Below are 22,989 nucleotides of genomic sequence, written 5' to 3' on the forward strand. Positions count from 1 at the left end.
ATTAATGATTAGTTTCAAAAATAATGATTCTAAAATGTAGAATCATTATTTCGCATTCAACATCCCTTCGATAAAGTCCAAACTTCTAATTAACATATAATCAGGTTTGATTGCATCGTTTGCATGTTCTTTTAAATACGTATCAGCCTTGCCATTTTTTTTGGCATAATCCTTAATCGCATTCAAATTGAATTTTGATTTCACAATCCCTTCATGTGGAATGAGAGGTAAGTGATTCCACATATCCTCTTCTCGGTATCGGAAAGGGAAGGTTCCATCTGGTTCTTCAGAAACTTCAATGTCAGGTGAAACTCCAACCACTTGGATGGTTTTTCCAGAAGGAGAGTAATACCTAGCATTTGTGATTTTCAAAAGGTAATTTGGATTGTTGTCCAATTTTTTTAATGTTTGCACAGTTGCTTTTCCAAATGTCCTTTCACCAAGTAAAATTCCACGGCCATGGTGTTGGATCGCACTGGCAACAATTTCAGAAGCAGATGCTGATTTTGAATTCATGAGCACTGCTAACGGAAGTTTTGTGATGTCCTTGATTTTTGCATATTTTTCATCATCACTTCTACCAGGAGTTTTTGTCGAAACGATCAGTCCTTTTTCGATGAACATATCAGCAATATCCACTGCTAAATCCAAAAATCCACCTGAGTTTCCTCTTAAGTCTAAAATCACTGCCTTTAGAGGTTTGCCATTCTCTTTGGCAGTTTTTTCCATTTCTGCTAAAGCTTCTGCTATTTGTGTATCAATCGGTGGTTCACCGTTTCCAGGTTTTACAAATCCAGTGAGTTTGATGTAAGCAACTTGTGGATTTTCTTTTACTAAGTGATAGGTTACGTTTTTGATTGTGATTTTATCACGAATCACTTCAATATCAATTTTTCCTGTATTCCCTTTACGTGAGATGGTAAGGACAACTTTTGTTGCTTTTGGTCCTTTGATTTTTTTGACTACTTTATCAAGAGATAAGTTTTTGATGAGTTTACCATCAACGGCAACAATGTTGTCTCCACTGCGAATCCCAGCTTTGAGTGCAGGACTTCCTTCCAATGGATTTTCAACGATGACTTCACGACTTCCACCACCAGAAAGGATGGCACCAATCCCTTCAAAAGATCCATCACTGATTTTGGACATGGATTCTTCCCAAACTTCTTCCAAAAAGACATTGGAGTGTGGGTCAAGAGAGTTTAAATAACCATTCGCAGCAGCAACAAACACTTGTTCCATGCGGAATTCTTTTTTGTCTTCTTCCTCTTCGTCAGGAAGTTCACCATCAAGTTCCACAAGTCCTTTTAATACTGGAGTTTTGTATTTATCCAAATTGTCTTGGATGTAAGTGACAACCCGATCAAAATCCTTTCTCGAAAAATTAATTTCTTCCCAACGAGCAGAGATTACTGATTTTTTTAATTTTTCTTTTTCGATCAGTTTTTTGAGTTCTGCATCAGACAACTTACGATTTTCATTTTTTTTCCGTTTCTCTTTTTGGATTTTTTCCACTTGGGTGTAATCAGGATCAAAAACGACAAATTTGTCAGATGGAGAGATTTTGAAAGTAGTCCCTGGCCAGAGATCTTCCTTATCATCATATTTCTCTCTCTCTTTGAAATAACTTTCTGGGTAAATGTAAAGTGGATGGGGTAAACTTAAAAAAGCAAAACTTGCTGCATCGGTATAAGCACGATTTACATTGATATGTTTGTCTATGTACAGTTTGTCTACTGTTCGAATGACAGTTTCAAAGTCGACATAAGTGAAATTGGTCTCGCGGTTTTGCGCTTTTTTCGCTTCTGGTTCGCAGGAAATAAAACCAACTGGTAAAGCAAAACTTAGAAGGGTGAAAAAGGATAGTAGATAAACAAATCGTTTCAAGGGATCTCTCGTTTCGTGGATAGATTATCCTAAGAATTTCCGAATTTCCAGCCTAGGCAAGACAAAAAAAATTGGGACAAATCCAGGACACATGCATAACATAGACGGTGACATGCGCTCATTCGTTGTCCTGATTTTTGCCCTTTCTCTCTGGTTTTGTTCCTCCGAGCCAGAAAAGAACCCAAATCGTGATCCATATAGTTTGGAAACCCTTCTTTTTTTGGAAGAGATATTACTCGATGTTTGGGAAAATCCATCGGCAAAAGAAGATGCAATGTCTCGGCTAAGATATGTTTGTCGAACAAAAGATACTGACGATGGTTATTTATGTTACATGTGGGGACTTTTGGAATTCCAACGTGGGAATTACAATGAAAGTTATGCCGGTTTTCGAAAAGCTTTAGAAAAAAATCCCAATGACACTCTTTACAAAAACATGTTACGTTTATCCGCCGAAAAATCGGGAAACCTAGCGGATTTAAAAGCTCATTCGTATGATGGGGAAGTGCTCGCTTCGCTTTCTGAATTGGATAAACAATGCAAAGAGGAAAAATCCCCAAACATTTCCACCTTTCAATTTTTGATCGAACGAGGTGTATTCACCAAGGAATCCTTAAAACGTGGTAGTTTTTCGACTTGTTTCCAAAAATTAGAACCTAACGAACAAATTTCTCTCCAAAAACAAATCCGAAATCCAAATGTATCCTATAAGGAACGGTTGTATGCGGACCAGATGAAGTCGGATCCATTTACCAAAATTTGGGATACTTCCTCTTACCACCGAGGAGAATTGGGAAAGGTAATGGTGGGTGGAACACAAGGTGCAGTTTCTGCAACTGTCTCTTCGAATTCAGAAGTGAGTCCTTCGCTCGTTTCTGGGTCCATTCACCCCTCTCCAATGACAGAGGCATGGCGTAAGGTAAAACTTGCTTCTCTTTCAGGGAATGAAACCCAGGCAAAAGAAGCCTTTAAACAATTTATTTCCGAAGTACGTCTCTCCAAAACAAAAGGTAAGTCGGAAGCGATGATGGCAACCGCCTTAGAGCGAGCAGCAAAATTATTACTCGAACAAGACCCGAGTTACGTTAAGATTCGTTTCCTTGCGAAAGAACTTTAAGATATTCTTGTACCGTATTCCCTAATCCATCTACCAAACTTTGGGCCATAAGACGGTGGCCAATCGAAACTTCTGCAAGGAAAGGAAGTTTTGCAAATACTTGTAAATTCTTCGTATCAAGGTCATGTCCAGCATTGACACCTAACCCTAGTTTATTTGCTTCTATCGCAGCCTGTTTATAGGATTCAAAAATTTGAATGCCTTTTTGTACATCTGCGTCAAATGCGTTGGCAAAAGGACCTGTATAAAGTTCAATCCGTTCGGCACCGAGTAGAGTGACTTGGTTATAAAATGTAAAATCAGTCTCCATAAAAAGAGACACTCGGATTCCTTCTTTTCGGAATGCTTCTACGATCGGTTTTAGCGTCATAAAAGTATTCGGATCCCTGAAATCAAATCCATGGTCCGATGTGATTTCGCCTGGTTTCACGGGAACAAGAGTGGCTTGGTCTGGTTTTGCTTCAAGGACCAGCTCCAAAAAACGTTCACTTGGTTCGCCCTCAATATTGTATTCTTTTTTAGAAATTCCTAATTTAGTAATTTTTTCGTTGTAAGATTCTAAAAATTCCTTTAATTCGAATACATCTTGTTTGGTGATATGCCTTTCATCAGATCGAGGGTGAACTGTAATCCCGTGGGCACCAGAATCTAATATGATTTCTGACAATTTCAGAACATTTGGAATGGATCCTCCCCGAGAATTGCGGAGAGTGGCGATCTTGTTGACATTGACACTTAATTGGGTCATAGGAAAAAAAAAACTTTCCTTTAATTTTCATCCAGGAGAAAACCGTCCAATTTCAAAAAGGTTGTCCCAGAGAAGGGATTTCCAAAACTGTCAAAAGTACGTTTATGGTCGCAAAAAAAGCAGCAAAGAAACAAGCACCGCCCAAAAAGAAAGCGGTTGCCAAAGAAAAACCAAGTAAGGACGCCAAGTCCTCTTCCCCGAAGGAAGACAAAAAAAAGGCCGTAACTGGGTCTAAATCCCCGGCTACGAAGGCGAAGGTTGTACCTGCGCCTAAAACAGCCACAGCACAAAAGGACAAACCGGCCCCACAAGCCAAAGCCCCTGCTGTGAAAATTGATCCGAACAACCCACTCGGAAAGAAGTTTAACTGTTACTCCTGTGGAACGAAGTTTTATGATTTGAACAAACCTGAAAAAAAATGTCCGAAATGCGGAGCTGACCAGTTGGCAAAACCAGCGATCAAATCTCGTATGGCTGCCATTCGCAGTTCGGAATATGAAGTGGAAGAAGAGGAAGAACCAGTTATTGAAGATGATGAACTCTTAGAAGAAACTGAGGAATTGGAAGAGACCGAAGAAGAGGAGGTCGTTGCCGAGGAAGAGGAGTGATCCTTCCCATCCTTGGTGGACCTACCGGTTCCGGAAAAACCTCGCTTACCCAAGCCCTCGACCCAAAACGTTTCGAAATTGTTTCTTTTGACTCTCGCCAAGTCTACCGGGATTTACCGGTAGGCACAACGGCACCCACTCCCGAAGAATTTTCCCATATCCGTCACTGGCTTGTTGGTTTTCTGAATGCAAACGAATCCATCAATGCCAATCAGTTCTCCCTGCTGGCAAGAGAAGCCATTTCCGATATCCAAGGCAGAGGGAAAATTCCCATTCTGATTGGTGGGACAGGATTTTATCTCCGCGCATTTCTATTAGGGATGTTTCCCGTACCAAATGTACCAAAAGATACCAAAGATTATGTTTTGGAACTTCCATTAGAAGAAGCAAGGATGATGCTCCAAACAAAAGACCCGAGAGCAATGGAAAGTCTGTCTATGCAAGATGGATACCGCATCAAACGTGCTTTGGAAGTTGTACTCACAGGAGTTTTGTGGTCAGAGGTATCAAAACAAACTGTAGGCGGATATTTACAAGACCATCCAGAAGTGAAAATGATTGGGCACTGGTTGGATTGGCCACGTGACATTCTCTACAAACGCATCAATGCCCGAGTGAATCAGATCGTTAGTGGTATGTTAGAGGAAACGAAAGAAGTGATTTCGAAGTACGGACCAAACTGTCCTGGGTTACGAACCTTGGGTTACAATTTTGCGCTTGCATTCTTAAATGGAACGATAGACATTAATACATTCATTGAACAGTTGGCGCAAAGTCACAGAAATTATGCAAAAAGGCAAATTACTTGGTTCAAAAAAGAATCATTCCTTTCGCCCATTTCTTTTGATGCCGCTGTCCAATTGTATACAAATATAGAACAAAGATAGAGAGAACACTCGGGATTTCCAATGTCGGCAAAAAATAACATCCAAGACCAACTTTTAAACACAGCAAGAAAAGAGAAAATTGATCTCACCATCTACTTGTTAAATGGAGTTCCTTTAAAAGGAAAAGTTGTCAGTTTTGACAATTTCACCATCATTCTAGAAAATGAAAACAAACAGAATTTGGTATACAAACATGCCATTTCGACCATCATTCCTGCAAAACCGATCAAACTTCACAGCGAGGAAACTCCGAAAGAAGCAGGTGGGGCATAACTCTTTTCTAGTTTTCCTCTCTTTCCCTTTCTAAATTCTGGTTCCAAACCCTATGGCAAAATTACCAAAAGAAACCCCTGTTGTTTTGATTATGGCAGGAGGGAAAGGGGAGAGGTTTTGGCCTCGTTCCCGCACCAATTCCCCGAAACAGCTCCAGAAAGTTTATTCTAACAAAACCCTTCTCAAAGAGACAATCGACAGAGCCCTAACCATCACTTCATTGGATCGTATTTACATTGGTACCAATGCAACTCTGAAGGCCGAAATTCTCAAAAAAGATCCTAAATTCCCATCTGGAAATTTTATCATCGAACCAGAGGGAAAAAACACAGCACCTATCATTGCCCTTTCTGCACTTTACTTCCAAAAAAAATACGGAAATCCCAACCTTATCGTTCTCTCCGCAGATGCGTTTATTGATCCTGTCAAAGAGTTTACAAAAACCATCGAACAAGCCTTGTTCGAAACGGAAAATGGAATGGTTTTACTTGGGGTAAAACCAAACCGACCTGAAGTTGGCTATGGATACATTAGCACAGGGAAACCAACTGATGTAGGTTACACGGTAAAGGCATTTTTTGAAAAACCTGATTTCAAAACCGCACTCAAATACATCAAAAAAAAGAATTTTTATTGGAATCCGGGGATCTTTCTTTTCCGAACGGAAACCATTCTGTCGGAACTGGAACGCCATGCCCCTCATATCCTAGGTCCTTTAAAAAACGGGTTTCCATTTAAGAACTTTGGGGATTTAAAAACTGCATTCCAGATGTTACCTTCCGAAGCCATCGACACTGCGATCATGGAAAAATCCAATCGTATCCGTATGGTGGAAGCTACTTTCAATTGGGATGATGTTGGATCTTGGATGTCCCTCGAACGCATTTTGCCAGGGGACAAAGAGAAAAACCACCACCAAGGAAAAGAAGTTCATTACCACAAAGCATCAGGGAATATTTCTTCCGTTCAAAAAGAGCTCATCACATTTCTTGGTGTGAAGAACCTGATCGTTGTGGAAGAACCAGATGTACTCCTCATCACTTCACGTGAAGGTGTGGGTGATATCAAAGCGATGTTATCCAATATGAGGAAAAATAAAGTTTTACAAAAGTACCTCGACTAGAAATTTGACAGAACAGGCTTGATATAAGGAGGAAGGAATGCCTTCCGGAAAAAAGAGAAAGCGTAGAAAAATCGCAACCCACAAACGTAAGAAAAAACGCAGAGCCAACAGACACAAAAAGAAGAAATAATCTTTCTTCAGTGACTTAATGTTTCCTCCGATAGATTTGTTATGAGACAAGTCTGGAGGAAACAGAAACCCCGCACCCCCGGTTTCATCCGAGCATTTACCATGGAAACACCTCTCGGGGATGTCCTGGAGGCTGAGTTCAACTTTCACGAACGACTCGTTCGTCTATCTGTCGAAATCAAAGAAGAGAAGGGACGTATGTACGGAGCCACTGTGAAAAACGGTACCGTACAAACTGAGAAGGATATTACTTCTGGGCGTGCCTACCCCGTCTTTCGTAAGATCTGGCCCTTTCGGGAATACTTCAGTTCTCTCCCTGACAAAGACATGTTGGTTAGCATCGGTGGAGCGTATGAAATTTACCCTCCTTTCCAACCAGAGGTTTCGGAAAAATCCAGGACTTCGCGTGGACCATTGGAGTCGGCATTATTTCCCTCCACTCGGTATGATTCCATTTTTGGCATTATTCGTGAAACTCGGTTCCAACGTTGGAGACGGGAACGGAGAGAGGCAAGAGAAGCGCGAGGATCGCTCTGGACGCGTTTCAAACGAAGGGTCTGGGGAGATTTGCAGGATGTTTGTCTTGGCGTTGGATTTGGTTGTTTGGTCTATTATGTATATTATGATTATGTCGTATTAGGACTCAGTTTAGCAGTCTTAGGGATGATCGCTGGCCTACTTGATTTTCTTGTGAGAAAACGTTCTGTACTGATGACAAAAGTGTTGTCATTTCTCAGTTTCGGTTCATATTTTTTCTACAACGGCTACGTCTATTTTTAGACGTAGCAGTAGAAATTGATATGGCCAAAGAAACATCCCAAGCAAACCAATTCATCCATGAGCAATACATCATTTTCAATTTGGGAGATGAAGAGTATGCCATCCCCATCACAATTGTTGAAGAAATTGTTAAAATCACAAATTTAATCCGCGTTCCACAATCGAAAAGTTACTTTGCAGGGATCATGGACATCCGAGGCAAAGTGGTAAGAATGATTGACCTTGCCAAACGATTGAATATCAAAAATGTAACAGAGTCTGCAGACCGTGCGATTGTGATCAATGTGTCTGGTAAATCGATTGGTGTGATTGTGGACAAAGTGTCCCATGTCGTACATTTTCCAGCCAACCAAGTGGATCCACCACCTCCTTCTGTAAAAGGGATTTCCTCTCGTTACATCACAGGTGTTGGAAAAAAAGAAAACAGGTTCATCATCCTTATCGATATCGAAAAAATTCTCACTGTTGAAGAGATGACAGAACTAGCTACCGTATAACGGAAGTAAGTAGTATAAAATTCAAATGATCATCTCTAAATTTTATTACTTACGTAAAAACTTATATTCCATGGCGGAACTTGTTTTGGAGCAAGTGATCTTACTCAGTGAGGCTCTCGAATCAGATGACTATGCCCAAGCTGAGAAAATTGTAGAACGTGATGACCTCATTGATGATTTAGAAAAGGAAAACGATAACCTTTCCCAAAATGCAATATTGGAAGCAGTGAGTAATCGTAACATTCTCGGGATGGGCGATGTGGACAATGACATCGTATTGAAAAAAGATCCTTTGCGCTTTGCACTTTCGGCCATACGGATCACTCGGAACATGGAAAGGATGGGAGACCAAGTGGTCAACTGTGCTGATGTGTTTCGTCACAAAACCATCCGCAATGGCCTCTTTAAAAATGAAGAACCAATGACTTTGATTCTTTCAAGAGTCACTACTCTTGCAGGAATGGCAATTGAATCTTTAGTAGAAGAAAAAGAAAGGTTTATGGGAAGTGTGAATTCCTTGGAAGACGAACTGAACGAACTTTGTGACCAAGCATTCCAAAAGTATAGAGCTGTTCCTGATATGGAAAAACAAGAATTTGCCGACGTGTATAGGATTATTCTCGCACTTGAAAGATTAGGTGACTATGCTGTGAATGTGGCGGAAGAACTTGTCAGGTTGAATACTGGAAAAGACATCCGCCATTTAGAAAACGTCAAATCAAAATCTTCCTCTTACCCTTAAACCTTTTCCTTCTTATCAATTCCAAACAATTGTCCATGTTGCGCACAAATAGTACGAATGGATTCTTAGGTTTTAGAATTCACTGCCAATGAAACCAAAAGAGTATGTTTTCCAACCGAAACCAAAAAGTTTTTTCCTTTCTTACTTACTCATCACCAACCTAGATCCTTTTCTTTTTTTGCTGGAATGTTACTTATTTTTGGTTTGTTTAAAACGTACGGGGAGGTTCTGTTTTTTCCCTACTTGGTGTATTACTTGCAATGGCGATTTCATCCTTCTTCTACATTTATGTTGAGAAAAAGATGTATGATGTGTACAATGAATTACGTTTAAAACCACTTAGTTTGTTTGCGAATTTGCTGTTTCCTATTTTTTCTACATTTGTAATCGAATACTTTATGTTTTCATTTTATATCTATTCTCAGTTTCGAAACTTCCTAAGTGATCAGCAATTGGAAATGATAAGTTTGGATTTGAGTGTTTTCATTTTGATCATGATTTCTATATTGTTTTTTGTTTTATGGAAATTGACTGGAAATACTTCTGCAACCATTAGGGATGTTTCAAATATTTTAAAATTATTTGCGGAAGGAGATTTGATATCAGACCTTCGCATCAATCAAACCAGAAAATAGATTGTTGTGATCTCTCTTTATTTGGATCGCTTAATTTTTAACAATTTTTTATAAGTATGCAATAAATCATCCATGTAAAAGGGTTTGCCGATAAATCCATCCATACCTACTTCTGAACACCTTTGTTTATGTTCATTTAACACGTGTGCTGTCACAGCTATGATGACTGATTTTTGGTCTTTGTTTGTTTCCATTTCCCTAATTTTGGTGGTTGCTTCAAATCCGTCCATGATGGGCATTTCACAGTCCATTAAAATCAAGTCATAGTGTTTCAATCGGCACATCTCAACAGCTATTTTTCCATTCTCGGCCAAATCAAAATTGATGTTTTGTTTTTTAAGTAATCCACCGATTACTTTTTGGTTTAAAACATTGTCTTCTACAACTAAGAAAGATTGGTTGGAAAAATTTTCAGAATCATTTTGTTCTGTGATTGTATCTTCTGTATCCTCTCGGTTAAGAATTGGTTTGGAAACTGTTTCCTTCGGTGTGGAAAGAGGAATCATACACCAAAACGTGCTACCTACACCTTCCACACTCTTTACACCAATTTTCCCATCCAATAACTTTACCAAACGTTCTGAAATTGCCAAACCAAGTCCTGTTCCGCCATACTTCCGTGAGGTGGAAGCATCCAGTTGTGAAAATGTTTGGAATAAAGAGGGGAGTTTCTCTGATGATATGCCAATTCCAGAATCTTTAATTTCAAAGAGAATCATTTGGTCTTTGATTTCGACATGAAGGATTACATATCCAGTTTCAGTAAATTTGATCGCATTTCCTATGAGATTGAATAATATCTGACGAATCCTACTTGGATCTGATATGATAGTATTTGGAACCATGGAATCAATTTGATAAGAAAATTCTAAATTTTTTGATTGAGATTCGATCAAAAATAAATCGAAAATTTCTTTGATCAAATTTGGTAGATGGAAAGGTATATTTTCAATTTTTAATTTCCCAGCATCTATCTTAGAGAAATCTAAAATATCGTTTAAAATATTTAAGAGCGATTTTCCCGCATCGACAATGGTTTTTAGATAATTCTTTTGTTCTGCATCTAAATTGGTTTTAAATAAAATTTGAGTGATACCAATGACTCCATTGAGAGGAGTGCGAATTTCATGGCTCATGGATGCTAAAAATTCTGATTTTGCATGACTTGCCATTTCCTTTTCTTCGTATAACTCTTGTAATCTTTTTTGTGTGATATTTAAACTGTTTAGGATTGAATTTTTGTTATTTGTAGTCTGAATTTCACCTGTAAATTTACCTTCGCCAAGTAATGAAATTCGGCGGAAAATTTCATCTACACTTCCTCCCATAATGGACACTAATGATCTATGGGTTAAATATAAACTAATGCCAAAAATCATACCAGAGAGGATTAAGACAGTACGTAAGAAAAAAACTTTTTCCTTTGCATCTAAGATTGCTTTTGAAGTCCTTTCGTCGAGTTGGACATACAAATCATTAATTGGTTTCATGATTTCTGCTTTGCACTTCAAATAATGATCATCAAATAAAATCCTAATTGCTTTTGGATTTGACCTTCCTGTTTTTAATTCTTCTTCAATCAAAGACATAGATTCAAATTCGATTTTGGTAAGTTGATCCGATTTTTCTTTTGATAAAGAGAGTAATGAATAATCCGATTTCTCAAAATCAGCTTGTTTCATTGCATCATAGATACTGATCTGTTCTCCTTCTTCTGGTGGAGGAGGTAATTCATCTGCGATGACTAAATCCCAATAGGCATAATCGTAACTTTTTGGTCTTGGTTTTTCACCATTTCGAATTTCTAAAATTCGTTGGAAGTAGGCTTTATATTTTGGTTTTTTCTGGATTGCATACAAACGAACTAAGTTTGTTAGTTGGTCGGAAGATTGTCTTAATTCGTTTGCAATTTGTAAGGATTTATAACGATTTTCTTCCGCGGCATCAATGTTTCTTTCGCTAGCAGTATAATAGGCAAAGGCAATGGAGACAAAAATAAATAAGACAAAATTGGTAAGTAAGTAAGGGAACAGTCTCCCTTTTGGCATCCAACTTGCATCTAACATGGCGACACTCTACTGAAAAATGAAAAGTAGTAAAGAATAATATTCAAATCAATGCTAAATTTAATGATGAGACAAAATGAATACTCAATTCTGGATCTTTGTAACATGTTCCAGCATAGTCATTGTTGTTTCTACTAAATATGCTATTTTCTAAGACTCACCTTCCATATAGGCTTGTAGTTCTTGTTGTAATCCTTCTGGAAGGCTAAGGCCTCTAGCACGGATTCTTTCATTGTACTTATTAAAAGACATACGATGTTGGTTGGTATTTAGATACCCTTCCAAAGCTTCTGATGCCCAAGGAATGATTTCTTTTACAAAATCATGATTCTCCTCTAACTGATCACAGAAGGGAATAAAAAGTGGGCGATTCACAGGCCTACCAATATTGCGATAGAATAACAGGCAAAAAAGTGTCTCATCTCCGAGGACAGTTTCTGTTCTGATTTTTTCTTCTACATATTTTAGATTGATAGAATCTAAATAATCAATATTAAACGATTCAGGTGCTAATCGTTTTGTAACAAATTTCGAAATTTCAGTCTTAACGAAAGTTAGGTTGTTGCAATGGTGGGGGCATGAACCTTGGTCTTTGTGTAAATCACATTCGAGTAATAATATGCAATCCACATCTGAAGTTGGATCAACAATCCCAAAATTGATGGAGCCTAGTAACTCAAGAGCAACCTCATAACCCTTTCTGGAAAGTTCTTGAGTCGCAAGTCGAAAAGCTTGCATCCGTTTTAAGGCATATTTTGTATCATAATTCCTGTATTTATTTTTGAGAACAAGATACCTTTCGACTATATTTTTTGACATGAGATTTTTGTTGATTGGGTTTGGATTTGTTTTTTAGTGAACGCCATCTGGCAAAAGAATACAACACCTTTTGTATTGGGAAAATTGAAATTTCGCCGATAATTGACTACAGGTAGGAATCACAATTGGAGTTTTCTCTCTCGGACAATCAGGTTTCAAAAAGAAATAAGTCCAAGTTGTCCATTTGGTTCCTTTTTTTCATTTTACAATTTTCAATTTGGGCAGGGGAGGAAGACCGCAGGAATCCACTCTCAGGTTTGTATCTCTCTCCCCTCCAGGTGATTTCCTTGGAGGAAGTCAAATCTCTCGACACTGAAAAAAGAATCAACATCGATGAAGATTCTGGGATTGCCCTTCGAGATGAACCAAAACCAGTGGATCCGAATGCACCTGATGTACCTGTCATCCCTGGTGCAGATTTACCTGTGGATCCAGGACAGGAGACGGGTCCAAAAAATTTGGAAACTAAGATCCGTGAGGCGGAAGGTCTTCTCAAACGATATTATAGCCAATTCATCGAAGAAAAACGAATCTGGGAAGATCGTGAAAAAGGAAATGTTTATAATTCTCGCACGGAGATGAATGACATTCGATTATTACTTTGGCAAAGTACTCACAAACATTCTGAAACCTTTATTGTTCGTGACTCACCACTTTTGTATTATTTACATACCAAACTCGCAAAACTATATGTAGAATCTGAAAAGTTTGCGCCTGCACTTAGGCATTATATCGCTGCCTTTCGATACCATCCATTAGAGATGACGGAAGAAGGGTTCCGTATAGGAGAATGGCAAAAAGAAGACGTACTTGGATATGATGAAAGTTCTGCCAAAGAACATGAACGATTGTACAATGAGTGGATCCAAGCAGAACAAAAATTAAAAAAAGCAAAGGATGACATTCATCTTAAGGAAAGTAATTGGATTCGAGAAGGAAAACAGTTATCAGATTTAGTACCTCAAAGAAAACTTTGGAATGATGAAGTTCGTTTGATAGAAGAAACTAGAAAAAGAGCAAAATCAAATTATGATGATTCCTATAATAAAAGGTATTTGGTTTACCTTAACAAACGAAAACAAATTGAATCAAATGATCTTTATGCTTTCGCCAATGTTGTTAAAAAACTAGAAGATGATAACAAAGAAAGACTCAAGATTGTAAATAAATTAGGAACCGCAGGTAAAGGGATTTACGTTCTTTTTGATTATAAAAGAAATACTGATTTTTTTGCTTATGAACTGATTTTAGAAAGAGCTTATCGTATTTGGAATGAAAACCCCAATGTATTAAATGACATCGCTGAACAATTTAGGCAAGATGGGAAAAAAGAAAGAGCTGCTGACTTTTATGAAAAAGCATTAAACGAGTATTTAAAAAATCCAAATCCAACTGACGAAGAGAAAGAAAAAATAATAAAAGCCAATTTGCGTTTAGCAACGATTAATGCAGATTTAAAAAGAAATATTTTAGCTGGAAATTATTATGAATCATTTTTTAAATTAAGTCCAGATACACCTGAAAAAACAAGGGTTTCTTATGAAATCGGTGTGTTTTTTAATCAAAAGATTGGAGATCCTGAAAGAGGTGCCAGTTTTTTAACCTATTGGTTAGAGAAAAACAGTAAAGATTGGAATCCATCCCTCACGGAGGATACAGGGCTTCCAGAAATGGAATCGATTGCTTATTTTCATCTTAGTAAAAAAGATAAAAAACTCAAACAATTCGAATTAGAACAAAACAAACTAAACATTGCTCTCATGCAGTGGAAAAAAATAGATGAGAAACTCATCTCAGCAGAAAAAGAACGTTTGGAATTAATTGAGAAAAAACAAACTTTGAAAAAAGATTTAATGGTCACAACTCTTGATGATGCATTATCACAATATAGATTAATGGATTTAAAAATTGAAGACCAAGATGCTGTGATTCGAGTTTTAGAAACGAAACGGAATAAAATTCCTCTCATTAAAATCTTATTTCGATTAGGGGTTCTCGCAGAGGAAAACCGTGATTATAAAAAAGCCAAAGAGTATTACGAATTTGTAATCAAAGAAGGTGGAGAAACAGACATCCGTGTTGCATTAAAAGAATTGGAACGAATCAAAAAAATATTAGAAACGGGAAATATAGAGCCGCCGATTAACGAGAGTATTTAATGATTTCGTCGGTTTGATCACCAGCTAATTCTTGTTCTAGATTTTCCTGTGTATATCCTTCATCAGGCAAAACTCTAAATTTTACTTCATCAACCGTATCACCTTCATGTACGATTTTAATTAAATATTCACCTGTTCTTAGTAAAGAAAATTCATCTCGTATTGCCAGACTATCTGGTTCTACTCGTTTCTTTTTAATATCAATTTCCACAAAATCCAATTCATATCGGTTGAGTGAAATATGAAAATCTGTTTCAAGTCCAGGATTCCTTGAAAATTGGTAAACATAATGGATGGTATCAGTTGGTGAAAAAATAAGATCATCCCTCATCATTTTATAATCGGTGATGGTTTGGATGTGTTGTTCCAGAATGTCCATTTCTTCCATTTTGGTAGTTGTCCAACCAAATTCACCTTTGGGAACACCACATTGAACAAATACTAACAAAGATAATGTGATTAGGAAACGAGTTATGTTTTTTAGGTGATTCGCGTGGAAACAATGGGCAAATTTGGCCGACGAATTCTGTCTCATCTTATTTAGAATTTCGTCCAAATTGGAAATTTTCTCGTCTGAAATTGGAAGTTATTCGATTATTTTTCCACGGTCTGAGATGTCTTTTTCTTTGGATGGGGATGAATTTGGCCTATTTTGGAATGTTTCCCTTTGGTTTTTACCAAGTTCTTCTGCAATTTTTGCAGGTAAGATCAATATGCGACTCACCCAACGTAAAATGAAAAAAAGTAAAATTGATAATACAATGATCTTTGCCATATGGAATCACCTGGAACGGAGTGTGATCGGAAGGTAACGATCTTCTTCATTTTCACCCCAACCGAGTCTCGTTACTCCATACAATCCAATGAGCAAAAAAAGGAAAACAGAAACATACAAAAACGGATTGTATTCTTCTGAATAAAATACTTTTCCTTCACCTGGTTTTGGAACTTTTTTAGGAGTTAAAGGAAGCCCGAATTTTCTCGCTAATGATTCAATCTGAATGAAATTGATAACAGGGATTTCCCGTTCTAAAAACGACTTAATCACGGAATTGGGAATATGAACCTCTTCTGGTAAATCAGTGATCAATCCATTTTTAAAAACTTGTTTGCCCAAACTTGTTCCTAAAATCGTTGTACCCCCACCTACATTGATAAAAAGTTTGATGGGTTTCCCTTGCGATAACTCATCATAGTATTTCATTCTTTTTTCAATGGAGTCTTCAAAGTGGATTGGATCTAATAATTTGACTTTGTTACGTTTTAGTGCACGTAAAAGCATTTCTTTCCCTTCTTTTGAAGTTCCTGCTGCCTTGTCTTGGATACCACCTAATGATGCATAACTGGATCGATACGAAAATATACCAGAAGATTCTAATTCATTTTCCATATCAAGCCATAACATCTGAGGATGATTCGCTCCAAATTGGGATGCGGAAGCACTCGATACAATGATAGGTTTTAGTTTTAATGTATCTAATGCAGCAAACAAACAAATGTTTAATGCAGGAAATGAACCTGAGATGGCAACAGCTACCGTGTCTCCTTCCTCTACTTTTGCTTTTTTCAGGAATTGAACCATTACAGCAGCAAAATTTGGGTTTACGGAAGTTTGTTTTGCCTGCAATGAACCACTGTTACTCGTCACTGGAGTTAAAAATTCTCCAATTAAACCTGAGTTGGTTGGATCAAATTCTCTATAATCAGGTTTTTTATGTTTTAGAAGTTCAGGTTTTAAGATTTGGAACCCACGTTCAGCTAATTTAGCTGCATGTAATTTTTTTTTGAAGTATGGTTGTTCTTTTTTTACCTTACAAGTTTCGATTAATAGTAATCCCATAACACCAAGGACGGCCAGTAAAAATAATGCTACACGTGAATGTTGCCAAGGTGACCAATAAACTTTTGTAATCATAAGTTTTCTAATTCATTTCCTAAAAGAAAAATTAAAAGAATTTTTACGAATATGGCAGCTAAGATTAATACGGAAGTTGTTTCCAATACTCCTTGTCTTTCGTACCATACAGCGATGAGTCCAGGTATGATAAATCCGATTCCTCTTACTTCTGATAAATACGATAAATCTATGTCTGGTAAAATTTGATAATTTAATAGATAACCAAAGAAGTATCCAAATAATAAGATGAAGACTATCTTTCTTTTGCCAAAGATCATTAAAAATTTTGAGAGAAGCTCAACACAGATAAATGATAAAAATGCGATGAGAAATGTGAGAGCGATATTTTTGGGATGTGTGAGGGATAAGGCAAGGTATCCAGGTACAACGAGTCCTGTACCTAAAATACCAAATAATTCTGAGAAAACTAAACTGATCACCAAACTAAGTCCAATCGACAAAGGAAGAATTTCATTCATATGTTTGTTCTGACCTATTCTTAAAGTATAAAGACAAATCCATACCAAGTCCCACTATATTCCCCATTCCAAATACTAATGATTGTTTTGGAAGTATCGATAGTAATGATTCAAATATTCCATCTAAACTTAAGTGTTCCCATACATAAATAGGAACATCCGTATTCGAATATGATTTTAAACATTGAAACGCAAATGTAGTAGATGAACCAATTAAAATAATGGCATCATAACCTTCCCAATTAGCAAACTCTTTTGTTAGTTGTATGGTTCGTTCTGGGCGATCTTCTCTTGTATGGAATAAAATGAATCGTTTTTTAATATCAGGATATCTCTGTAAAATAGAATTCCAGATGAGTTTTGTGCTACTCGGATCATTGGCCGCCATTGCATTTACGTAGATAAACTCTTTCCCGAAAAAGTGAATTGGTAATACGGAAAGTGCTCCTGGATCTGGATTTACTTTCCACATTGCATTTAAGGCATCATTACGTTCCACACCCAATAATTCGCAAACTTTAAGTGCGAGAAATACGTTCTCTTTGTGTTCCCAATATGGGAACTTTAGTATTTCTTGATCAGTAACAGATTCAATCTCTTCTTTCGATAGAATGATTGCTTTCGTATTTCGGTCCAAACAAACATCTAGAACTTCTTTTTCAAAATCGTTTGGACCCACAACAAGTGTTCCATTGATTGGGCTTGCTGATAACAATGTTTTTGCGACATCAATTAATTTTGGTCCCATAATTTCCAAGTGATCTTCTCGAATGTTTGTGATCACTCCAATGTCAGAGTGCAAAATTTGACCTTCGCTTGCCCACTGGTATCGTGGTTCCAAAGCCATACATTCTAATACAACAATGTCTGCTCCAGATGCTTTTGCTTTTTTGAGAATTTTAATTTGTTCCAATATTGATGGTTTTCCAAATCTTGAAATGGATTTTTCGGAACCATCTGGGAATATCATACGAGCAAGTGTTCCTGTTGTTTTTGCAAATACTGAATGTCCAGATACGGAGAGACCAGCCCGTATAAGTCTTGTTACGCTTGACTTTCCCCTAGTACCGTTGACGTGGATTCTATGTTTGAATTTTTTTAAAGTTAGATTATGTAAAATCACCTCAATTGTATAATAAATTACTAAAACCAAAATAATGAGAAAAAATAAGGTGGCATTTGGTTTCATATTAAAAATTCCAGATGATACATTTCCTTCAAAGGAATGTAATTTGATTGTAACGTAAATTTGCGAAGATGCACGTAGTTTTCTATGAGCATACGTTACAAATTCTTATTAATATTGAGTGTGAGTCAAATTCTTCTTGTAATTGCTCTCACAACTAGTTTTGCCTACCTTTTACAATCTGTCAAAAATATCCCGCAAACACAAAGAGCAGAAGACTTATCACGGAACTTTCAGCGAGAGTTAGAGTTTAAAGAAGAAAAACTCAGGTTACTATTGGAAGAAATTACCTTTAATGCAAGAACAAGGGAGATTTTGGAAAGAGGACTTAGTGATCGTCAAGTTTTACAAAGAGAACTTCCTTATTTGCAACAAATCTTAAAACGGTATGGCCTTTCCATTTTTGAACTCGGTGATAACCAAGGAAAAGTGGTCTTTCGTGTCCATAGACCCAAAGATTTTGGGGATGATAAAAAAAACCAACCCATCATTCAAAATGCTCTGAATGGCCAAGCGACTGCAGCCTTAGAAGATGGGCATAGTGGACTTGGATTTCGTTTGGCAGCACCTCTTTTTGGTCGAGGTACGATTCTCATTGGACAAGTCGTTGATGATAATTTTACAAAAACAATTTCAAAAGACAATCGGATCCATCTGGCAATTTTTCAGGAAGGAAAGGTGAAAACTGTAGGATCGGATATGATCCGAATGGTGATGAATGAATACCCAGACTTACTTTTAGAAGAACAAAGATTTCATTTCCAAAATAAACCTTATTATTTAGTAAAAATTCCATACGTTGGAAGTTCTCAAACAATCAAACAACTTGTATTTCATGTGATGATAGATGAGAACGAAGTAGAATCGAAAACGTGGAAAATTTGGTCTTTTTTTGTAGTCGCATCTTTAGTGTTATGTGGCGTTATCTTTCTGATATCATTTTTATTTTCTCGGGATATGGTCGAAGCAATCAAACTCCTTACATCAGCTATGGTAGATTTGGACCAATGGAAACCTGAAACCTTACCAACCCATAGAAGTGATGAAATAGGACAGATGGGTCGTGTATTTGTTGAAATGAAAGAAGAGTTAGCTGAACACCAAAATCATCTTGAAGAGATGGTAAACCAGCGCACTAGAGAACTGAATGATACATTATCCGAAATGCAGAAGATGCAAGAAAAACAGGATGGAGATTATTTTTTAACGTCATTACTCATCAAACCACTCAAAGGTTCTTTTGCAAAATCAGAGACTGTTTCGATTCAAATTTTTGAAAGGCAAATGAAACAGTTTCAATTTCGAAATAAACAATCTGAGATTGGTGGTGATTTATCAGTCTCTGATTCAATTTATCTCATGGGGAAAAAATACACTGTATTCTTAAATGCAGATGCAATGGGAAAATCTATACAAGGTGCAGGTGGTGCCTTGGTTATGGGAACTGTATTTAAATCCATCATCACACGTACTCAGAAACTAAGATACATGCAGGACAGGCACCCCGAACGTTGGCTAAAGGAATGTTTCCAGGAAGTACATAATGTATTTATTAGTTTTGATGGTCATATGTTACTTTCCGCTATTTTAGGTTTGGTGGATGAAGAAACAGGTACATTGTACTACATCAATGCCGAACACCCGTGGATTGTCTTATACCGAGATGGTGTGGCAAGTTTTTTGGAAAACGAACATTCGTTGCGTAAGATTGGTTTTACGGAAATGAGTGGTGATGAAGTAGTCATTCAAATTTATCCATTACGTCCTGGTGATGTATTGATTTTGGGTTCTGATGGCCGGGATGATTTGTTTGTGGGTCATTCTGGTGGAAATAGGATGATCAACGATGATGAAACTGTTTTCCTTCGCCATGTTACAGAAGGTGCTGGAGATTTAACAGAGATCTGCCGTGTGATGATGTTATTCGGTGAGTTAACTGATGATTTGAGTCTGATGAGGATTTCATTTTTAGAGGAAGTTGCCTATGCTGCAAAAGAATCTACAAAAAACAATACATACTATAAAATGTTAGGTGAAGGAATTCAGTCTTACAGAGATGGAGAATGGAATAATGCTATTTTTGCTTTGGAACTTGCTTTGGAATCTGAACCAGATGATTTGTATTGTTTGAGAGAATTGTCCAAACTGTACATGAAATCTAAAGATTATGAAAAAGCAATTGTACTTGCAAATCGATATCTACAATTAAATCCAGGTGATACAGACTTTTTATTTTACATCGCATATGCTCATAAACAAAAAAGAGATTTTGTGCTTGCGACAGACTATGCAGAGAGACTCAGGTATCGAGATCCAAAGAATTTTAACAACTTGCTTCTGTTAGCAGAGATATTGATGCATAGAAGAGACATTGAACGATCCAAAGAAGTTTTACTGGCATTACAAGAAATGGCACCAGAAAATCCAAAAGTACAAAAACTTAAAAACTTTTGGAAAAAAATGGTAACAACGTCTGTCACATAAAGTTAATATATGTTAGGTGATAAATATTTGAGAAAAATTAAGGGTGAAAGGACTCGATTGCTTCTTCTGTGGATTCGAAGATTTGGATTACAGATGAAATTTTTGAGATTCTAAAAATTTGACGGATGGTTTTGGAAACATTTACGATTCTTAAACCTCCTCCTAATTCTGTGAGTTTGTCATTGAGAGACATGATGAGGCCAAATCCAGAGGAGTCGATAAAACTGACCCCTTCCAAATCAAAGATAAATCGATGTTCGGATTGGGACGCAGATTCTTTGATCCTTTCTTTGAGAATGCCGGCATTTAACATATCTAAGTTGCCAAACAATTTAAGGACTACAATTCCGTTAGATTTAGATTCTGTATATTCCATCGAATCGCTTAGAGAATAGCCAATTTAATAATTTGGTCAATAGTTTAATTCACAAACTTATCCCATTTTTCATCCACAGAAATGGTCCTTAAAATCCGCCAAATCAGTTTGGATCCATTCTCTGAATTGGTCATAATCACCACTCCATACCCCTTTTCAGCGTTAAAAATGGCTAAGGACTTATGTCCCTTTGTATGGCCACCATGGAAAAAATACTCTGTTTTTCCGGTCCGGTTCAGAAAAAATCCATGGGCGACAAGTGCATGAACGGTTAAACTCGCTGCATTCATTTTTGGTGATAGTAGGTATTCTGCTGATTCTTTACTTAAAAATTCAGAACGACCTTGTTTGGCTTTTGCCACTTCATTAAAAACGGTTCCAATGTCTTCTGGAGTTGTCCATAAACCACCAGATGAAAGTTCAGGAGTTACAAATTTTTTTTCAGGTAAAATTTTTCCAAGTTCATCATAACCATCACATCTATCATCTTTTTCTGTTAGATTTTGACGAAACGTACTTCGTTTCATATGTAATGGATTAAATACATATTCCTCCATCAAAGTGGGAAACGGTTCTCCTGTTCGTTCTGTTAATATTTCTTGGACAATACTATAGCCACCACCCGAATAACGTGACTTTGTTCCAGGTCTATAATAAAGTTTGAGCCCGTTTCCTTTTGAAACATTGGTATCCTTTAAATCTTTCAGGTGTTTTTTACCTGAGTTAATTGGATCATCCCAATTCCCTTTTTCAGTTAGTCCACTCGTATGTGATAAGAGTAAATCTAAATTCACTACACTTCTTTTTTTGCCCTTTGGAACGGACACTTTGTACTGTTTTAGTTTGTTAATCCAATTGGAATATAAATCTAACTGCCCTGATTCAACTAATCGTAATGTTGCAGTTGCTGTCATCGTTTTGGACAATGAACCAGCTCGAAAAACTGTCTGTTGGGTTTTTGTTCCATACATCTTTTTCCATTGTAAGTTATAATTTTTATAAACAGCAATACCAAGAGATGGAACTTTTTCTTCTTTCATAAAATCTTCAATATAGATTTCGTTTGGTGAGTTTGTCTTTTTTCTGAGATTTAACTTTTTGGCATTGAATATAATTTCTGTTAAAGTTGATTTGATTGAAGACAAATCACCTTTACTTGCTCCAAAAGGGCTTACGATGGTGATAAAAATTCTACTTTTTAAGTCATGATAAATGAAATTGGAAACTCCATTTTTTTTTCCATAAGCCCAATAAAAATAGTCTCCAACATACACTCCTTCTCCGAATGCGATTGGATCGTCTGATATAACATCCGTAAGAACTGTTCTTTTGATAAGAGATTCTTTTGCTTCTTTGGAAATTCCTTTATTAGTCCGAATTGCTTCTGCAAAAATTTTCAAATCTTCTGGTGAACTTAAGATACCACTGTTGCCAAGAAGTAGGTCGTTTGGATCCACTTGAGAATGTTTCATTTCCAAAGGTTCAAATATTTCTTTTTTCACAACACTTGTGTAAGGTTGATTGGTTACAAACTCGATGAGATAAGCCAAAAATAAATAATCCAATCGACTGTATTTCCAGTATTCACCTGGTGCAAAGTTAGGTTTAAAGTTGGATTCTAAAAATGACCTTTTGATATCATCACGTTTTAAGTTTGATCTTTCCGAGTCAAAATTTGGCATAAACTCAATGATTTTTGGAAGGCCAGATGTATGACGTAACAAATGTTCGATTGTGATCTTCGAATTTGGAAACCATTTAAGGTATTTTTGAATGGGATCGGCAATGGATATTTTTTTTTCGTCTGCCAATCGATGGATTAAATATGTAGTGAATAATTTGGAAGATTCACCTAACGGAAAAGCACGTTTTTGAAAGAGTTGTGAACGTTTTCTGCGTTTTCCTGAATAAATAGTTTCTCGGAATAAAACTGTATCATCCTGAGAGATAAGGACAACACCTTGGAATCCTTCCTGTTTGATTTTTTTGCGGATTTTTTCTTTGGTTTCTTCTGAGAAAGATCCAATCCCATCTTCTGAACAGTTCAATACAAATACACTGAACAAAAGATAGGTAAAGATTCGAAACATCATAGGA

General features: G+C 36.9%; 22 protein-coding genes. 11 read left to right on the forward strand and 11 right to left on the reverse strand.

The window, feature by feature from the left end; all coding sequences use genetic code 11:
* Window positions 1-45: 45 nt before the first annotated feature.
* Window positions 46-1,887, reverse strand: a complete 1,842-nt coding sequence (locus ND812_RS05120) for a S41 family peptidase (RefSeq protein ID WP_265358865.1) — start codon at window positions 1,885-1,887, stop codon at window positions 46-48.
* Between the two features lie 91 nt (window positions 1,888-1,978).
* Between ND812_RS05120 and ND812_RS05125 the strand changes: the two genes are divergently transcribed.
* Window positions 1,979-3,004: a tetratricopeptide repeat protein gene (locus ND812_RS05125; protein WP_265374557.1), complete on the forward strand. Its 1,026-nt coding sequence runs from the start codon at window positions 1,979-1,981 to the stop codon at window positions 3,002-3,004.
* Here the strand turns inward: ND812_RS05125 and ND812_RS05130 are convergent.
* A complete protein-coding gene (locus ND812_RS05130; RefSeq protein ID WP_265374558.1) occupies window positions 2,973-3,752 on the reverse strand; it encodes a pyridoxine 5'-phosphate synthase in 780 nt (259 codons plus the stop codon). The two genes, ND812_RS05125 and ND812_RS05130, sit on opposite strands and share 32 nt — an antisense overlap.
* Before the next feature lie 104 nt (window positions 3,753-3,856).
* Here ND812_RS05130 and ND812_RS05135 point away from each other — a divergent pair, with 104 nt between their 5' ends.
* The 8 genes from ND812_RS05135 to ND812_RS05170 all read left to right on the forward strand — a co-directional run bounded on the left by ND812_RS05135 (window position 3,857) and on the right by ND812_RS05170 (window position 9,426).
* A complete protein-coding gene (locus ND812_RS05135; RefSeq protein WP_265374559.1) occupies window positions 3,857-4,360 on the forward strand; it encodes an FYDLN acid domain-containing protein in 504 nt (167 codons plus the stop codon).
* Window positions 4,357-5,247, forward strand: a complete 891-nt coding sequence (gene miaA, locus ND812_RS05140; protein ID WP_265358861.1) for a tRNA (adenosine(37)-N6)-dimethylallyltransferase MiaA — start codon at window positions 4,357-4,359, stop codon at window positions 5,245-5,247. The genes ND812_RS05135 and miaA overlap by 4 nt, the downstream gene beginning before the upstream one ends.
* 21 nt (window positions 5,248-5,268) lie before the next feature.
* Window positions 5,269-5,520 carry an RNA chaperone Hfq gene (gene hfq / locus ND812_RS05145; protein ID WP_015676555.1) on the forward strand — a complete coding sequence of 84 codons (252 nt, stop codon included), beginning with the start codon at window positions 5,269-5,271 and terminating at the stop codon, window positions 5,518-5,520.
* 52 nt (window positions 5,521-5,572) lie between these two features.
* On the forward strand, window positions 5,573-6,643 hold the full coding sequence (locus tag ND812_RS05150; RefSeq protein WP_265374560.1) for a mannose-1-phosphate guanylyltransferase: 1,071 nt from the start codon (window positions 5,573-5,575) through the stop codon (window positions 6,641-6,643).
* A gap of 231 nt (window positions 6,644-6,874) precedes the next feature.
* On the forward strand, window positions 6,875-7,552 hold the full coding sequence (locus tag ND812_RS05155; RefSeq protein ID WP_265374561.1) for a hypothetical protein: 678 nt from the start codon (window positions 6,875-6,877) through the stop codon (window positions 7,550-7,552).
* A 20-nt stretch (window positions 7,553-7,572) separates the two neighbouring features.
* The gene (locus tag ND812_RS05160) at window positions 7,573-8,049 is read left to right on the forward strand and encodes a chemotaxis protein CheW (protein ID WP_265374562.1); all 477 of its coding nucleotides are present in this window, start codon (window positions 7,573-7,575) and stop codon (window positions 8,047-8,049) included.
* Between the two features lie 28 nt (window positions 8,050-8,077).
* Window positions 8,078-8,791, forward strand: coding sequence for a phosphate signaling complex PhoU family protein (locus ND812_RS05165; protein WP_265375907.1), 714 nt, complete (start codon window positions 8,078-8,080; stop codon window positions 8,789-8,791).
* 260 nt (window positions 8,792-9,051) lie between these two features.
* A complete protein-coding gene (locus tag ND812_RS05170) occupies window positions 9,052-9,426 on the forward strand; it encodes a hypothetical protein (protein WP_265374563.1) in 375 nt (124 codons plus the stop codon).
* 17 nt (window positions 9,427-9,443) lie between these two features.
* Here ND812_RS05170 and ND812_RS05175 read toward each other — a convergent pair whose 3' ends face one another.
* A complete protein-coding gene (locus tag ND812_RS05175) occupies window positions 9,444-11,492 on the reverse strand; it encodes an ATP-binding protein (RefSeq protein ID WP_265374564.1) in 2,049 nt (682 codons plus the stop codon).
* Between the two features lie 150 nt (window positions 11,493-11,642).
* Entirely contained in the window at window positions 11,643-12,311 is a 669-nt protein-coding gene (locus ND812_RS05180) for a hypothetical protein (RefSeq protein WP_265374565.1), read from the reverse strand.
* Between the two features lie 176 nt (window positions 12,312-12,487).
* Between ND812_RS05180 and ND812_RS05185 the strand changes: the two genes are divergently transcribed.
* A complete protein-coding gene (locus ND812_RS05185) occupies window positions 12,488-14,470 on the forward strand; it encodes a tetratricopeptide repeat protein (protein WP_265374566.1) in 1,983 nt (660 codons plus the stop codon).
* Here the strand turns inward: ND812_RS05185 and ND812_RS05190 are convergent.
* Genes ND812_RS05190 through pgsB form a run of 5 tightly spaced genes read right to left on the reverse strand, consistent with a single transcriptional unit; the run spans window position 14,454 to window position 18,035 of the window.
* Complete coding sequence (locus tag ND812_RS05190) at window positions 14,454-15,005, reverse strand: LIC_12238 family plasminogen-binding lipoprotein (RefSeq protein WP_265374567.1); 552 nt, start codon at window positions 15,003-15,005, stop codon at window positions 14,454-14,456. The two genes, ND812_RS05185 and ND812_RS05190, sit on opposite strands and share 17 nt — an antisense overlap.
* A gap of 51 nt (window positions 15,006-15,056) precedes the next feature.
* Complete coding sequence (locus ND812_RS05195; RefSeq protein WP_265358852.1) at window positions 15,057-15,245, reverse strand: hypothetical protein; 189 nt, start codon at window positions 15,243-15,245, stop codon at window positions 15,057-15,059.
* Window positions 15,246-15,251: 6 nt separating this feature from the next.
* Window positions 15,252-16,382 (reverse strand): poly-gamma-glutamate system protein, encoded by a 1,131-nt coding sequence (gene pgsW / locus ND812_RS05200; RefSeq protein WP_322113676.1) that lies wholly within the window; start codon window positions 16,380-16,382, stop codon window positions 15,252-15,254.
* Window positions 16,382-16,846, reverse strand: a complete 465-nt coding sequence (gene pgsC / locus ND812_RS05205) for a poly-gamma-glutamate biosynthesis protein PgsC (protein ID WP_265358850.1) — start codon at window positions 16,844-16,846, stop codon at window positions 16,382-16,384. Before pgsC ends, pgsW begins: the two co-directional genes overlap by 1 nt.
* Window positions 16,839-18,035 (reverse strand): poly-gamma-glutamate synthase PgsB, encoded by a 1,197-nt coding sequence (gene pgsB / locus ND812_RS05210; protein ID WP_265374569.1) that lies wholly within the window; start codon window positions 18,033-18,035, stop codon window positions 16,839-16,841. Before pgsB ends, pgsC begins: the two co-directional genes overlap by 8 nt.
* Window positions 18,036-18,119: 84 nt before the next feature.
* On the opposite strand from pgsB, the gene ND812_RS05215 reads away from it, so the two are divergent.
* Complete coding sequence (locus ND812_RS05215) at window positions 18,120-20,516, forward strand: SpoIIE family protein phosphatase (RefSeq protein WP_265374570.1); 2,397 nt, start codon at window positions 18,120-18,122, stop codon at window positions 20,514-20,516.
* Window positions 20,517-20,553: 37 nt separating this feature from the next.
* Here the strand turns inward: ND812_RS05215 and ND812_RS05220 are convergent, their stop codons facing one another.
* Together ND812_RS05220 and ND812_RS05225 are read right to left on the reverse strand one after the other, a co-directional pair.
* The gene (locus tag ND812_RS05220) at window positions 20,554-20,892 is read right to left on the reverse strand and encodes an STAS domain-containing protein (RefSeq protein WP_265358847.1); all 339 of its coding nucleotides are present in this window, start codon (window positions 20,890-20,892) and stop codon (window positions 20,554-20,556) included.
* Between the two features lie 44 nt (window positions 20,893-20,936).
* On the reverse strand, window positions 20,937-22,985 hold the full coding sequence (locus ND812_RS05225; protein ID WP_322113643.1) for a serine hydrolase domain-containing protein: 2,049 nt from the start codon (window positions 22,983-22,985) through the stop codon (window positions 20,937-20,939).
* Window positions 22,986-22,989: the final 4 nt, after the last annotated feature.

The sequence above is a fragment of the Leptospira limi genome, from assembly GCF_026151395.1.
GTDB lineage: Bacteria > Spirochaetota > Leptospiria > Leptospirales > Leptospiraceae > Leptospira_A > Leptospira_A limi.

What these genes read in the sequence shown, in the direction of transcription:
- ND812_RS05155 (WP_265374561.1), top strand. Translation starts at nt 6,875, where the DNA reads ATGGAAACACCTCTCGGGGATGTCCTGGAGGCTGAGTTCAACTTTCAC.
- ND812_RS05175 (WP_265374564.1), bottom strand. Translation starts at nt 11,492, where the DNA reads ATGTTAGATGCAAGTTGGATGCCAAAAGGGAGACTGTTCCCTTACTTA.
- ND812_RS05180 (WP_265374565.1), bottom strand. Translation starts at nt 12,311, where the DNA reads ATGTCAAAAAATATAGTCGAAAGGTATCTTGTTCTCAAAAATAAATAC.
- ND812_RS05195 (WP_265358852.1), bottom strand. Translation starts at nt 15,245, where the DNA reads ATGGCAAAGATCATTGTATTATCAATTTTACTTTTTTTCATTTTACGT.
- pgsB (WP_265374569.1), bottom strand. Translation starts at nt 18,035, where the DNA reads ATGAAACCAAATGCCACCTTATTTTTTCTCATTATTTTGGTTTTAGTA.
- ND812_RS05190 (WP_265374567.1), bottom strand. Translation starts at nt 15,005, where the DNA reads ATGAGACAGAATTCGTCGGCCAAATTTGCCCATTGTTTCCACGCGAAT.
- ND812_RS05125 (WP_265374557.1), top strand. Translation starts at nt 1,979, where the DNA reads ATGCATAACATAGACGGTGACATGCGCTCATTCGTTGTCCTGATTTTT.
- ND812_RS05220 (WP_265358847.1), bottom strand. Translation starts at nt 20,892, where the DNA reads ATGGAATATACAGAATCTAAATCTAACGGAATTGTAGTCCTTAAATTG.
- ND812_RS05150 (WP_265374560.1), top strand. Translation starts at nt 5,573, where the DNA reads ATGGCAAAATTACCAAAAGAAACCCCTGTTGTTTTGATTATGGCAGGA.
- ND812_RS05130 (WP_265374558.1), bottom strand. Translation starts at nt 3,752, where the DNA reads ATGACCCAATTAAGTGTCAATGTCAACAAGATCGCCACTCTCCGCAAT.
- ND812_RS05215 (WP_265374570.1), top strand. Translation starts at nt 18,120, where the DNA reads ATGAGCATACGTTACAAATTCTTATTAATATTGAGTGTGAGTCAAATT.
- hfq (WP_015676555.1), top strand. Translation starts at nt 5,269, where the DNA reads ATGTCGGCAAAAAATAACATCCAAGACCAACTTTTAAACACAGCAAGA.
- ND812_RS05225 (WP_322113643.1), bottom strand. Translation starts at nt 22,985, where the DNA reads ATGATGTTTCGAATCTTTACCTATCTTTTGTTCAGTGTATTTGTATTG.
- ND812_RS05170 (WP_265374563.1), top strand. Translation starts at nt 9,052, where the DNA reads ATGGCGATTTCATCCTTCTTCTACATTTATGTTGAGAAAAAGATGTAT.
- ND812_RS05135 (WP_265374559.1), top strand. Translation starts at nt 3,857, where the DNA reads ATGGTCGCAAAAAAAGCAGCAAAGAAACAAGCACCGCCCAAAAAGAAA.
- pgsC (WP_265358850.1), bottom strand. Translation starts at nt 16,846, where the DNA reads ATGAATGAAATTCTTCCTTTGTCGATTGGACTTAGTTTGGTGATCAGT.
- ND812_RS05160 (WP_265374562.1), top strand. Translation starts at nt 7,573, where the DNA reads ATGGCCAAAGAAACATCCCAAGCAAACCAATTCATCCATGAGCAATAC.